The sequence below is a fragment of the Acinetobacter sp. X9 genome, from assembly GCF_054889255.1.
Genome location: NZ_CM142679.1, coordinates 1,177,358 through 1,191,202, shown reverse-complemented (window position 1 = coordinate 1,191,202; position 13,845 = coordinate 1,177,358). Strand labels below are relative to the sequence as shown.

The window sequence follows — 13,845 nt, the reverse complement described above, 5'->3', positions numbered from 1 at the left end:
ATTTCTTGACAAATCGATAAAACAACCCATTACACTTTCACTTAAAAATATCTTATACCTAAAAGTACGATATATCCCTGCTCTAGCATATACATCAATTGCGACATAAAAAATTAAATTTAAACAGCATTAAAAATTAGCTAGTTAAGCCTTAAATCTCTCCTCGCTTTTTTGTAACTTCTAACTTGAGGGCTTATCTAGCAAGGAGCAAGTATGATTTTCCTACTCTTTGTTTTAAGCGTTGTCATTCAGCTTTTTGCAATATGGGCAATTTTCTTTTTTAATCTAAACAGAACCATTGGTAGTGTTATTACGATTGCTGTAACCATACTTACTGCACTCATACTAACGCCATGGGCTCTCCTTTTAGGTATTCCCCTTATTGTCCTTAGTATCATTATTTTATTTGCACCATTACGCTTTAACCTGATTACTCAACCTGCATATAAAACATTAGCAAACTCAATGCCGAGCATCAGTACGACTGAACAAGAGGCTTTAGAGGCAGGTACCAGTTGGTGGGAAAAAGAATTATTTATGGGGGCACCCGATTGGTCTCAATTTGAAAAATATCCCTACCCAACCTTGTCAGCAGAAGAACAAAGTTTTATCGACAATGAAGTTGAGCTCCTTTGTAGCATGCTAGATGAATGGGAAATTCATCATCACTTAAAAGATCTGCCACCAGAGGTTTGGCACTTTATTAAAGACAAAGGATTTTTAGGACTCATTATTCCAAAGTCCTTTGGTGGCAAAGAATTTAGCTCATTTGCTCAAAGCCGTATTATGAGCAAAATTGCTTCCCGCTCACTCACCACAGCTGTGAGTTGTATGGTTCCAAACTCGTTAGGACCGGGTGAGCTACTCATGCACTACGGTACCGATGCACAAAAACAGCAATATTTACCGGGCCTTGCTAAAGGTGAAGAGATCCCATGCTTTGGTTTAACCAGCCCAGAAGCAGGTTCAGATGCAGGTGCCATTCCAGATTCGGGCGTTGTTTGTTACGGCGAATATGAAGGTGCTCAAGTCCTTGGACTTCGCATGAATTTCTCTAAACGCTGGATTACGCTTGCGCCAATTGCCACCGTTGTTGGTCTAGCCTTTAAACTTTATGACCCAGAAGGCCTATTGGGAGATAAAAACAAAACAGAATACGGTATTACTTGTGCCTTAATTCCTGCAAGTCATGCGGGTGTAAAAATAGGAGCACGCCATTATCCTGGTTCACCATTTATGAATGGAACAGTAGAAGGAGAAGATGTTTTTATTCCTATTGACTGGATTATTGGTGGTCAAGAAAATGCCGGTAAAGGCTGGCGAATGCTCATGGAATGTTTAGGCGTGGGCCGTGGTATTTCCCTTCCAGCTCTAGCAACAGCCGCAGGTGAAATGAGCTATTTAACCGTTGGTGCTTTTGCGAAAATTCGTCAACAATTTAATATTTCTGTCGGTAAATTTGAAGGCGTACAAGAAGCGACCAGTGAAATTGCCAGCGATGCCTATATGCTTGAAGCATTCCGTTATTTAGTGACATGTGGCCTAAACCAAGGTGGAACACCTGCCGTGATGACTGCCATGGCAAAATATTATTCAACTGAAACGATGCGTAAAGTCGTAAATCACGGAATGGATATTGCTGGCGGACGTGCAATTCAACTTGGGCCACGTAATTTCCTTGCCCTTACCTATCAAGCAATTCCAATTGCTATTACGGTAGAAGGCGCAAATATTTTGACCCGTTCATTGATGATTTTTGGTCAGGGCTCAATGCGTTGTCATCCTTATCTATTTGAAGAGTTACAACTCCTTCAATCTGAAAATAAAAATAACTCAGTCAAAAAATTCGATGATTTGTTATTTAAACATTTAGCCTATACCTTTAACCGTGGTGCAAGATCATTTGCTTACGGTTGGACAGGTGGCTCAAGCGATGCGCCTCAGTCAGCAGATCAATTCACTGCAAGTTACTATAAAACGATTAATCGTTTTAGTGCCAACTTCGCACTTGTTTCAGATATGTCTCTTGGCTTACTTGCAGGCGACTTAAAACGCAAAGAAATGTTATCCGGACGCTTGGCAGATATTCATGCGCACCTGTTTATTTCTACTGCGATTTTAAAATTTTATGAAGCTGGACAAAAAACTGAAGCTGAACAACTTCACGCTAAATTAGCGCTACAAAAAGCTTTCTTGAATATTCAGGAAGCATTTTGGGGATTATTTGAAAACTTCCCAGCTAAACTTCCGGCAGCATTTGTGAAATGGATCTGTTTCCCTTTTGGTCGTGTCATTTCAAAACCAGATGATGAGTTAAAACAACAAGTCGCTGAACTTATGATGCAAGAGCACCCTTTCAGAGAACAGCTTAAACATCACGTCTTCTATTCAACCAAAGCCGATGATGTAACTGGTCGTTTAGAGCATGCTTTCCAAATTCTACGAACCCTTGAACCACTTTGGGATAAGTTTAAAAAAGCTGAATCTAAAGGCAAATTTACGGGTCTTACTTTTGAAGAAAATATTGCACAAGCAATAAAAGAAAGTTTTATTTCTGAAAGCGAAGCTCAACAATTATTGCAATACAACGCAATTCGATTCGACAGCATGCTTACCGATGTTTTTGATGAAGATTTAAATAAAGATCTTCCGTTGTCGAACCCTCATCAAATTTAGTGACTGATGCCTCCACTAATTCACTATTGCAATCATTTTTGATTCGCATTAATTAATAAACAGCCATAAAAGCGTCAATCGACGCTTTTATTTTTAGGAGAAATTAATGTCTAAGCAAGATTACGAAAATGGATTAAAAGTTCGCACAGAAGTGATGGGAGAAGCTTTTGTAAAGCGCGCCCAAGAAAATACCGTACCCTTTACCCAGCCTTTACAAGACTGGATTAATGAGCATGCATGGGGATCGACTTGGCAACGTGAAGGTGTGCTACCTCGTAAATATCGTTCATTAATTACTTTGGCAATGCTCACGGCACTAAAATCACCAACTGAACTCAAAGGCCATGTTCGTGGTGCACTCAACAATGGTTGTACAGTTGAAGAGATTCAAGAAACTTTATTGCACAGCCTGCCATATTGCGGCGCCCCTGCTACACAAGAAGCTTTTCGTGCTGCTTTAGAAGTAATTCAAGAATATCAACAAAAATAACTTCAATATGAGCCAGCACACTACTGGCTCTTTTTATCTAATTCAATTTGGATGAATGCATCTGAAACTTACAATCATCAATCACAATAGCCTGACGGCAAATCCCCTCTACTTGACGCTGCTTTTCAAAAACTGCCGCTGACATCGGTTCAAAACTATCAAAAAAGCAGATTTCATTTTGATCTATAGAATAAATGAGCGACTGATTTCCAACACCTGCTAAAGTATCGTAATAGACAATCACCATTTTTCCATTTTCAATTGCAGCTTGAATATCTTGATAGCTTAGTGCTGGTCCAGTTGGAATTTTTAATACCTTTGCTTCTTTATAGCTCATTCGTTCGCTTTGGCTAATGCTAGGATCCTCATCTGAATGAAATGACACCTCAAATCCTAGTTTCTTTAAAGCGACAGCTAAGGCAATAGTATAGGTGCCTCCTTCATCGTGTCGGCAAACATTAATCAGCTCAACCACATCAATTTGTACTCCATGATGCTGAAGCAACATCCAAACTGCAAAAACGCCACAGTTTGACTCTAGGCTTGCCAACGACTCGGGAATATTTAATGCCATAATTAGAATCTAAAGTGATAATTACGCAGATAATAAACAAAACTGGATTGGCACTAAAAGCTTTTCCAAGTACAATGTTTCGCTAGTCGAGGGATGCTGCGACAATTGATCGGCACTAAAGATCAATTTGCCAGGCTCGACGATCGGTTAAACACTCGTTTTAACCAACAACGGCATCCGCGAACAGAATGATCAATACTATTTTTTCCTAGGAGATCCTGATGAACGCGGTTAATGCTTCATTTACAGATTACAAAGTTGCTGACATCTCTCTTGCTGATTACGGTCGTAAAGAAATCAAACTTGCTGAAGCAGAAATGCCAGCTTTGATCGGCTTACGTAAACGCTATGCAGCTTCTAAACCACTTGCTGGCGCAAAAATTCTTGGTTGTATTCATATGACCATTCAAACAGCTGTTCTTATTGAAACGCTTGTTGAATTAGGTGCTGAAGTACGCTGGACATCATGTAACATTTTCTCAACTCAAGACCACGCTGCTGCTGCAATTGCTGCACGCGGTATTCCAGTGTTTGCTTGGAAAGGTGAAACTGAAGAAGAATATGTATGGTGTTTAGAGCAACAGATCAATGTAAATGGTCAACCTTGGGATGCCAACATGATCTTGGACGATGGCGGTGATTTAACTGCTCTTGTTCATGAAAAATATCCTGCGCTTTTAGAACGTATTCACGGTATTACCGAAGAAACTACAACAGGTGTTCAACGTCTTATCGAAATGTGGAAAGACGGTTCTTTGAAAGTTCCTGCAATTAACGTAAATGACTCGGTTACTAAATCTAAAAACGACAACAAATATGGTTGCCGTCACTCATTAAATGACGCAATCAAACGTGCAACTGACATGCTTTTGTCTGGCCGTCGCGCACTTGTAGTGGGTTATGGTGACGTAGGTAAAGGTTCTGCTCAATCTTTACGTCAAGAAGGCATGATCGTTCGTGTAACTGAAGTTGACCCAATTTGTGCAATGCAAGCATGTATGGACGGCTATGAAGTTGTATCTCCATACAAAAATGGCGTACAAACAGGTAAAAAAGAAGATATTAACCATGATCTTCTTGGCAACACTGACCTCGTTGTAACAACAACTGGTAACTACCACGTATGCGATGCTGCAATGTTAGATAGCTTAAAAGCTGGTGCAGTTGTATGTAACATCGGTCACTTCGACACAGAAATCGACACAGCTTATTTACGTGGTTACAAGTGGGTTGAAGTTAAGCCACAAGTTCACCAAGTTTATCGTTCAGAAGACGAAAATAACTACCTGATTCTTCTTTCTGAAGGTCGCCTTGTAAACCTAGGTAATGCAACTGGTCACCCATCACGTGTGATGGACGGTTCTTTTGCTAACCAAGTGTTAGGTCAAATTCACTTATTCCAAGAGAAATTTGCTGACCTTCCTGCAAGTGAAAAAACTGCAAAAATTCGTGTAGAAGTTCTTCCTAAGAAACTTGACGAAGAAGTTGCTGCAGCAATGGTTGCAGGTTTTGGTGGTGTACTTACTCAATTAACTCAAGAGCAAGCTGGCTATTTAGGTGTTGCTGTTGAGGGACCATTCAAGTCTGACGCTTACAAATACTAAGAACTTAAGGGCAGACGGTGAACCGACTGCCCTTTTTTCTAAAAATATTGTTTCGCTGTTTACAAGGATTTGACATGACTAAACGTATACCCATTTCTTTTGAGTTTTTCCCACCGAAAACTGATGCCGGTGCTGAAAAACTTCGTATTGTTCATCAAGAATTACAACTATTAAATCCAGATTTTTTCTCGATTACATATGGTGCTGGTGGTTCTACTCGCGAACGTACTCTTGCTGCTATAGACGATTTCAATGGTAAAGGTACACCAGTTGCACCTCACCTTTCATGCATTGGTGATGATAAAGCGCGTATTGCTGAGTTACTAGATTTATATAAAACCCAAGGCATTAATCGTATTGTCGCTTTACGCGGTGACTTACCTTCTGGTCAAGTCGGGCTTGGGGAACTTCCTTATGCTCAAGATTTAGTACGTTTTATTCGTGAGCACTCAGGTGATCATTTTCATATTGAAGTTGCAGCTTATCCTGAAATGCACCCTCAAGCTGAAAACCTTGATTCAGATATCCAACGTTTTATTGAAAAAGTACAAGCTGGCGCTAATGCAGGAATTACACAATTCTTCTTTAATCCAGACTCATACTTTTATTTTATTGAGCGTCTGGAAAAAGCTGGAGTTAATATTCCGGTGGCTCCTGGTATCATGCCGATTACCAATGCCAGCAATTTAATTCGCTTTGCTGATGGTACTGGCGCAGAGATTCCTCGTTGGATCCGTAAACAATTACAAGCCTATGGCGATGACAGCGAGAGTATTAAAGCTTTTGGTCATGAAGTTGTTGTGAAGCTATGTGAACGCCTGATCGCAGGTGGTGCACCAAGCTTACATTTCTATTCAATGAATCAAGTCGAACCAACTCGTCAACTCGTTGTTGATCTTGGTTTAAATTAATTTTGTAAGGCGTACCCAATGAATCGTTTTTTTATCGAAACTGAACTTACAGTTGGTTCAACTATTCAACTGACTGAATCAGTATTTCATCATTGGGTGCGTGTCTTACGTGCACAATTACAAGAACAAGCTACTCTATTTAATGGCCAAGGTGGCGAATATCTCGCGACTTTGACAGAAATTAATAAAAAAAATGCGTTTGTCACAATTGAGAATTTTAACCCTGCAAACCGTGATGCCCCTTTTAAAGCTGTTTTAGGTCAAGTCATGAGTAAAGGCGATCGAATGGATTATGCCATTCAGAAAGCCACTGAATTAGGTGTAAGCCAGATTCAATTGCTAACTAGTGACCGCTGTGAAATGCGTTTAAAGTATGACCGAGATCAAAAAAAATTAGATCACTGGCAAGCTGTTGCAATTGCAGCATGCGAACAATGTGGTTTGAACTTAGTCCCAGAAGTATTAGCCCCTATTTCTCTTAATGAATGGTTAAGTTCTTCAGAACTTCCTCAATCTAAATTCGTTTTAGCGCCAGAAAAAGAACAAAAAGATGTATTAGCAGACATACAACCTGAACTTGCCTTATTGATTGGACCAGAAGGCGGTTTAAGCGAAAATGAAATTACTCAAGCCAATCAAGCTGGATTTATGAACTGGTGCATTGGTGACCGAGTTTTGCGTACAGAAACTGCCCCTGTTGTTGCCTTGTCTATTTTAAATTATCGATTTTTATCCACCTAAGTTCTCTGCACATTGATTAAATCATTATTTAAAGTTAACTTACTTTTATTGTATGAATAAAATTTCAAATTCTTTTTCACTGATAAATCAGATTCTTTCTGTATATATGTAAAAAAATAGGATAGAAAAATCTTATGTCTGGGCTTCAGGAAGAATATCTACAGCATCAAACAAAAATTGAACAGCTAAAACTTTCAATTCAATATATACGCTGGTATTTAGTTAGCTTAATACTGCTATGTCTCATCTCATACGCTATTTTTTCTTATTATTTTTTATCTTCAGTAACAATATTTAATTGGTCTATGGGCCTTACTATTGCATCTCTTATCTGCCTATTATTTGTTCCAAATATTTTAACGCACTATCGTACTATTAATTTTATTAAAAAAGCTGATTTTATCTTACAAAGTATTTGTTTTATTTCAGGAGTTTTATTAGGGGCAACCGTTACGGTTATTCATTTTTATCTTCCTCAAGAGCTAGTTACCCTACCAGATACTCATATTTTAATTGCTTTGTTTATCACTTCTGCCCATATCATTGGACTGACTTTTTTAACGCAACAACCTCGATACTTTTATCTCTTATTTATTCCCAGTACATTACCCCTATTAATCGCTCAATTTACACATACCCCAATTACTCAGCTGCCTTTTTATTTCGCCTATAACATCGCTTTCATAGCTACCATACTCTGTGCATACGCAACTCAACGTAACTATCAAAAAATTTCTCAACTATTATTTAGAAATAAACAGCTCATTCAAATTTCAGAACAACATACCCAGTGGGCTGAAGAGTTATGTGTACAACTTCAACAAGAAGTGAATAAATCGAAAGATATTGAAGCCCAGCTCCAATTTAATAACCATTTACTAGAACAAAAGGTACGTGAACGCACATACGATCTCACTAAAATGAATGAGCAACTCGAAAGCCATCACTATAATTTAGCTTTTGCACATGAAACGGCAGGTATTCGACCTTGGGATTGGGATATTGAAAGTCAAAGATTAGAAATTACGTTTTTCGATCAACAAAAACAAACTCAAACCGCCATTATTCATCTCAATACAATATTAGATCGTATACACCCAAGCGATAAAAAACTTTTTGATGAACGTTTAAAACAACATTTGGAAGGAATTACAGATCATTTTAATATCAATTTCAGGATTTTACGTCAAGATGGTTCATGGCGATGGATTCATGATGTAGGTCGTGTCATTACCAGAGATCCCAAAACACAAAAAGCGCTTCGTATGGTTGGAATGACCCGAGATATACATCAAGAGAAAAAAGACCAAGAACACTTAAGACTATCCGCAATTGTGCTTGAACAAGCAGCAGAAGGAATATTCATTTTAGATGAACACCTGAATTATATTGATATTAACCCTTACTACGAAAAATTAACTGGATTTTCTAAATCAGAACTTTTAAATAAAGAATTATTTAGCATTGCGATTAATCAAAAGGAATTACAACAACAATTTCATACCTCAATTACCCAACAGCTCCTCGAAACTGGGGAATATATGGGCCAATTTGATGAAAAATTTAATTCTGGCAAAAGCGTCTATTTGTGGTTACACATCAATGTGGTCAAAGATGAGTTCCATCAAATTACAAATTATATTGGATTTGCACGTGACCTCACTGAACAAAAACGTCAGGAACAGCATCTATCCTATTTAAAAAATTACGATAGTCTCACCCACTTGCCTAATCGCCTTTACTATTACAATCAATTACATCAATATCTTGTAAATCCTTCATATAACATTAAAAATTTAGCACTAATACGAGTAAATATTGACCGTTTCCGCGCTTTTAATGAATTTTTAAATAATGATAGTGGTGATGAACTCCTTAAACAGTTCGCACAAAGATTACGCTTAATCAATATCAATGCGATTTTAGTCGCCTATTTAAATAGTGATGATTTCGCAATCATTTATGAGATTTCGCCAATTCATCCAAATGTTGAGCAATATTGCCAAAACATTTTACAAGCACTCAATGCGCCTTTTTACATTGATAATCACGAATATTTTATTACCGCATCTATCGGTGTTGCATGTTTTCCTGAACATGGCAGACAAATTGATCATCTCAACAATCATGCAGAGCAAGCGCTTTCAGAGGCAAAACGTTTAGGTGGTAATACAATTTGCTATTACTGCAATAAAACAAATCACTCATATAAAACTGCCGATTTAGAGCAAGAATTACGTAAAGCTATTCAAAATGATGAATTTGTCGTTTATTACCAACCCAAAATTAATCTACACGATCAATCAATTATCGGTTTTGAAGCACTCATTCGTTGGCAGCATCCTGAAAAAGGATTAATCCTGCCAAATATGTTCATACCATTTGCTGAGCGTAGTAGCCTGATTTCAGATATTGGGAAAGTTGTTTTAGATAAAGTTGGAAAGCAACTCCAAGAGTGGAAAAATGCTGGTTATATCAATATTCAAGTCTCTGTAAATATTGTCGCTCAACAAATACATCGAGGCTTATTACTCAACGACTTAGATGAGGTTTTGCAAAAATATAATATTCAAGGTTCAGATCTCGAACTTGAAATTACAGAGTCAGCCCTTTTAGACAATACTGCCAATGTAAAAACGCTATTACATGCTATAAAACAACGAGATATCTCCATTGCCTTAGATGACTTTGGTACGGGTTATTCCTCTTTAGCCTATCTGACAGAGTACCCAATTGACGTATTAAAAATTGATCGTGCTTTCATTTCGAAAATTGGTGATCACAAACAAGAAGCAATTGTAAATGCAATGATCGCGATGGGTAAAAGTATGGGACTTAAACTGGTTGCTGAGGGTGTAGAAACAAAAGAACAAGTCACCTATCTACAAAAACAGCAATGTGATTTTTTACAAGGCTATTTCTTTAGTCGCCCTATTCCTGCCGAGCAGATTATTCCTTATCTACAAACAAATCCGCATATTTCTTAATTGTTCCAATCATCTATTTTACCTATGCTGCTTTTTCCAAAAATGAGCGTTTTTGACTGTGAGAAATAAAGAAGTAGTGTTATATTCTTTAGCATTTAGCTCACCACGGGGCTATTGGCAATTCGTCTACTATTCTCTTAATTGGTAAAAATTAAAGCGTAGTTAAAGAAGTGAGTTGCCTCTCCCTAAATGAGCAATTTGACTAGTTTGCTTTTTTGTATCAAATAGAGACTCAGATGGACGATCAATCTTTAAAACAGGCCGCTTTAAATTACCATGAATATCCAAACCCAGGGAAAATCAGCGTCACCCCAAGTAAGCAACTTGTCAACCAACGAGATTTGGCTCTAGCCTACTCACCAGGAGTTGCTGCGCCATGTTTAGAGATTGAGCGTGATCCATCAGCTGCTGCTAAATATACAGCTCGCGGAAACTTGGTTGCCGTAGTCAGTAACGGTACAGCTGTTCTTGGTTTAGGTAATATTGGACCATTAGCGTCTAAACCTGTAATGGAAGGTAAAGGCGTACTCTTCAAAAAGTTTGCTGGTGTTGACGTATTTGACATCGAAATTGCAGAAAACGATCCAGATAAAATTGTAGATATTGTTGCCTCTCTTGAGCCAACTTTCGGTGGTATCAACCTCGAAGATATTAAAGCGCCAGAATGTTTCTATATCGAAAAGAAACTTCGCGAACGCATGAAAATTCCTGTATTCCATGACGATCAACACGGTACAAGTATCATTGTAGGTTCAGCTTTGCTTAATGCATTGCAACTTGTAAATAAGAAAATTGATGAAATCAAAATTGTAGCTTCAGGTGCAGGCGCTGCTGCTCTTTCTTGTTTAGATTTACTTTGTGCTTTAGGCGTAAATAAAGAAAATATCATTGTTGCCGATTCTCGCGGTCTACTCACTACTTCACGTGAAGGCTTGGATGAATCGAAAAAACGTTATGTTCAAGACATCAAAGCAACTCAGTTACATGAAGTAATGGCTGGTGCTGATATGTTCTTGGGTCTTTCTGCTGCTGGTATTCTCACCAAAGAAATGGTGAAACAGATGGCTGAGAACCCTATTATTTTTGCTTTAGCAAACCCAGATCCAGAAATTTTACCTGAACATGCACATGAAGTACGTCCTGATGTAATCATGGCAACTGGTCGTTCTGACTATCCAAACCAAGTAAACAACGCATTATGTTTCCCTTATATTTTCCGTGGTGCGCTTGACGTTGGTGCAACAACAATTAATGAAGACATGAAAATTGCATGTGTACATGCAATTGCACGTATGGCACACGTAGAAGCAGATGCAGCTACTTATGGTGAGAAATCTGCTTCATTTGGTCGTGACTATTTAATTCCACGTCCACTTGACCAACGTTTAATTTTGGAAATTGCTCCTGCTGTTGCTAAAGCTGCAATGGACTCAGGTGTTGCAACTCGTCCGATCGAAGATTTCTCTGCATACCGCCAAAAATTATCTGAGTTCGTTTATAACTCTGCATTCTTGATGAAACCGATTTTTGCTCAAGCAAAAACTGATCCTAAACGCATCGCATATGCTGAAGGTGAAGATGAGCGCGTATTACGTGCAGTGCAAATCGCAGTTGATGAAGATTTAGCTAAACCAATTTTAGTAGGTCGTACTGCTGTTATTGAAGCTAATATCAAAAAATTAGGCTTACGTTTACAACATGGCGTAAACATTGAGATTGTAGATCAAGAACAAAACCCAATGTATGAAGAGTTTTGGAAAGACTACTATCAAACTATGCAACGCAAAGGCATTACTGTTGAATATGCTCAACGTGAAGCTCGTCGCCGTTCAACTTTGATTGCATCTTTACTGGTTAAATTTGGTAAAGCAGACGGTATGTTATGTGGTACTTACAGTAGCTATAACATTCACCTTGACTTTGTACGCAATGTCATCGGTCTAAAAGAAGGTATGAATAACTTCTTCACCTTAAATGCATTAATGCTCGAAGATCGTAACTTGTTTATTGCTGATACATACGTAAATACAAACCCGACTGCTGAACAACTTGCTGAAATGACTATTTTAGCAGCTGAAGAAGTACGTCGTTTTGGTATTACTCCGCGTGTAGCCCTGCTTTCTCATTCAAGTTTTGGTAGTGACCAGACTGACTCAAGTGCTCAAAAAATGCGTGAAGTTTATCGTATTTTATCTGAGCAAGCTCCTGAGCTTGAAGTTGAGGGTGAAATGCACGGTGATGCAGCATTAGACGAAAACATTCGTCAATTTGCATTCCCTGGCTCACGTTTCAAAGGTTCTGCAAACTTGCTCATTATGCCAAACTTAGATGCAGCAAATATTTCATTTAACTTGTTGAAAGCGACTTCTGGTAACAACGTTACTATTGGTCCAATTTTACTTGGGGCAGCAAAACCTGTTCATATTTTAACACCGACAGCAACAACTCGTCGTCTTATCAATATGACTGCTTTAACTGTTGCTGAAATCCAACAACAAGAAAAGTAATTTAGAAACTGCTTTTTACGAAAAGCATCTCTAATGACTTGAGAAAACCTCTATTCTGTAGCATGATTGCTTGAAGAATAGAGGTTTTTTCATGCAAGTGTATTTAGTAGGCGGTGCCGTCCGTGATTTTTTACTTGGGCATCCCTATCAAGAAAAAGATTATGTTGTTGTCGGTGCAACGCCGGAACACATGCTCGCCCAAGGTTTTCAACCTGTAGGCAAAGATTTTCCTGTGTTTCTTCATCCCGAAACGAAAGAAGAATATGCACTTGCACGTACTGAAAGAAAATCTGGTAAAGGCTACCACGGCTTTCAATTTTTTACTGATACCACAGTAAGTTTAGAAGAAGATTTAATCCGCCGTGATTTAACCATCAATGCCATAGCAATGGATCAAGATGGCAAACTATACGACCCATATGGCGGTCAAACCGATTTAGAAAATAAAACTTTGCGTCATGTTTCAGAAGCTTTTGCTGAAGACCCTTTACGTGTTTTACGTGTTGCACGCTTTGCGGCCCGCTATTCTTCATATGGTTTTCAGATTGCGCCAGAGACAATGCAGCTTATGCAAACCATGGCCGAATCAGGTGAGCTTGATGCCTTAACACCAGAACGTGTATGGAAAGAGACTTCTCGCGCACTTTTAGAAGATCATGCAGATGTTTATTTTCAGACATTGCGTGACTGTGGGGCGTTGAAACATCTTTTCCCTGAAATTGACGCATTATTTGGTGTACCACAGCGCCCTGAATATCATCCAGAAGTGGACTGCGGCATACATACCTTAATGTCCTTACAGCAAGCTTGTAAGTCAAACTATTCGCTTGATGTTAGATTTGCTGTTTTAGTACATGATTTGGGTAAAGCATTGACTCCAGCTAACGAACTTCCTCGCCATATCATGCATGAAGAACGTGGAGTAAAACCTGTTACCGAATTATGTGAACGTTTAAAAGTTCCAACTCAAACTCGACAGCTGGCTTTATCAGTATGTAAAGAACATCTAAAATGTCATCAGATTATGTCGTTAAAACCAGGAACTATATGGCGTCTATTACAGCGTCTAGACGTACTACGTCGCCCTGAGAGAGTGGAAGCTTTTGTACAAGCATGTGAATGTGATGCTAAAGGAAGACTCGGTTTAGAAGATCGTCCCTACCCCCAAGCTCAGTACATGTTGGATGCGATGCAAATCGTTCGCTCTATTAAAGTTCAGGATTTACCTGAAAACATTAAAGGTGCTGAGATTGGTGAAATGCTCATTCAGTACCGTATTGATGCTTTAACTGAGTTCAAACATCAGCATCAAGCCCTCTCTCATACTTAATTAACACCAAGAAAAAAGCCTCATT

General features: G+C 38.6%; 9 protein-coding genes. 8 read left to right on the top strand and 1 reads right to left on the bottom strand.

What is annotated here, in order from left to right; genetic code table 11:
* The first annotated feature begins 213 nt into the window (after positions 1-213).
* Together ACYU0V_RS05635 and ACYU0V_RS05630 are read left to right on the top strand one after the other, a co-directional pair.
* Positions 214-2,676, top strand: a complete 2,463-nt coding sequence (locus tag ACYU0V_RS05635) for an acyl-CoA dehydrogenase (protein WP_461849352.1) — start codon at positions 214-216, stop codon at positions 2,674-2,676.
* Between the two features lie 106 nt (positions 2,677-2,782).
* The gene (locus ACYU0V_RS05630) at positions 2,783-3,166 is read left to right on the top strand and encodes a carboxymuconolactone decarboxylase family protein (protein WP_000043120.1); all 384 of its coding nucleotides are present in this window, start codon (positions 2,783-2,785) and stop codon (positions 3,164-3,166) included.
* Between the two features lie 37 nt (positions 3,167-3,203).
* Here the strand turns inward: ACYU0V_RS05630 and ACYU0V_RS05625 are convergent, their stop codons facing one another.
* The gene (locus ACYU0V_RS05625; protein WP_069031304.1) at positions 3,204-3,740 is read right to left on the bottom strand and encodes a cysteine peptidase family C39 domain-containing protein; all 537 of its coding nucleotides are present in this window, start codon (positions 3,738-3,740) and stop codon (positions 3,204-3,206) included.
* 221 nt (positions 3,741-3,961) lie between these two features.
* Between ACYU0V_RS05625 and ahcY the strand changes: the two genes are divergently transcribed.
* The 6 genes from ahcY (at position 3,962) to ACYU0V_RS05595 (ending at position 13,820) form a co-directional block, all read left to right on the top strand.
* Complete coding sequence (gene ahcY / locus ACYU0V_RS05620; protein ID WP_461849350.1) at positions 3,962-5,344, top strand: adenosylhomocysteinase; 1,383 nt, start codon at positions 3,962-3,964, stop codon at positions 5,342-5,344.
* 74 nt (positions 5,345-5,418) lie between these two features.
* The gene (gene metF / locus ACYU0V_RS05615; protein WP_004790980.1) at positions 5,419-6,255 is read left to right on the top strand and encodes a methylenetetrahydrofolate reductase [NAD(P)H]; all 837 of its coding nucleotides are present in this window, start codon (positions 5,419-5,421) and stop codon (positions 6,253-6,255) included.
* A gap of 18 nt (positions 6,256-6,273) precedes the next feature.
* Positions 6,274-6,996 carry a 16S rRNA (uracil(1498)-N(3))-methyltransferase gene (locus ACYU0V_RS05610; protein ID WP_461849349.1) on the top strand — a complete coding sequence of 241 codons (723 nt, stop codon included), beginning with the start codon at positions 6,274-6,276 and terminating at the stop codon, positions 6,994-6,996.
* Between the two features lie 134 nt (positions 6,997-7,130).
* Complete coding sequence (locus ACYU0V_RS05605) at positions 7,131-9,983, top strand: putative bifunctional diguanylate cyclase/phosphodiesterase (RefSeq protein WP_461849348.1); 2,853 nt, start codon at positions 7,131-7,133, stop codon at positions 9,981-9,983.
* A gap of 236 nt (positions 9,984-10,219) precedes the next feature.
* Positions 10,220-12,490, top strand: a complete 2,271-nt coding sequence (locus tag ACYU0V_RS05600) for an NADP-dependent malic enzyme (protein WP_002118176.1) — start codon at positions 10,220-10,222, stop codon at positions 12,488-12,490.
* Positions 12,491-12,581: 91 nt separating this feature from the next.
* Positions 12,582-13,820, top strand: a complete 1,239-nt coding sequence (locus tag ACYU0V_RS05595; RefSeq protein ID WP_068613529.1) for a multifunctional CCA addition/repair protein — start codon at positions 12,582-12,584, stop codon at positions 13,818-13,820.
* The last annotated feature ends 25 nt before the right edge of the window (positions 13,821-13,845 follow it).

Coding starts and splice junctions, on each gene's coding strand:
- ACYU0V_RS05630 (WP_000043120.1), top strand. CDS start 2,783: ATGTCTAAGCAAGATTACGAAAATGGATTAAAAGTTCGCACAGAAGTG.
- metF (WP_004790980.1), top strand. CDS start 5,419: ATGACTAAACGTATACCCATTTCTTTTGAGTTTTTCCCACCGAAAACT.
- ACYU0V_RS05635 (WP_461849352.1), top strand. CDS start 214: ATGATTTTCCTACTCTTTGTTTTAAGCGTTGTCATTCAGCTTTTTGCA.
- ACYU0V_RS05610 (WP_461849349.1), top strand. CDS start 6,274: ATGAATCGTTTTTTTATCGAAACTGAACTTACAGTTGGTTCAACTATT.
- ACYU0V_RS05605 (WP_461849348.1), top strand. CDS start 7,131: ATGTCTGGGCTTCAGGAAGAATATCTACAGCATCAAACAAAAATTGAA.
- ACYU0V_RS05625 (WP_069031304.1), bottom strand. CDS start 3,740: ATGGCATTAAATATTCCCGAGTCGTTGGCAAGCCTAGAGTCAAACTGT.
- ACYU0V_RS05600 (WP_002118176.1), top strand. CDS start 10,220: ATGGACGATCAATCTTTAAAACAGGCCGCTTTAAATTACCATGAATAT.
- ACYU0V_RS05595 (WP_068613529.1), top strand. CDS start 12,582: ATGCAAGTGTATTTAGTAGGCGGTGCCGTCCGTGATTTTTTACTTGGG.
- ahcY (WP_461849350.1), top strand. CDS start 3,962: ATGAACGCGGTTAATGCTTCATTTACAGATTACAAAGTTGCTGACATC.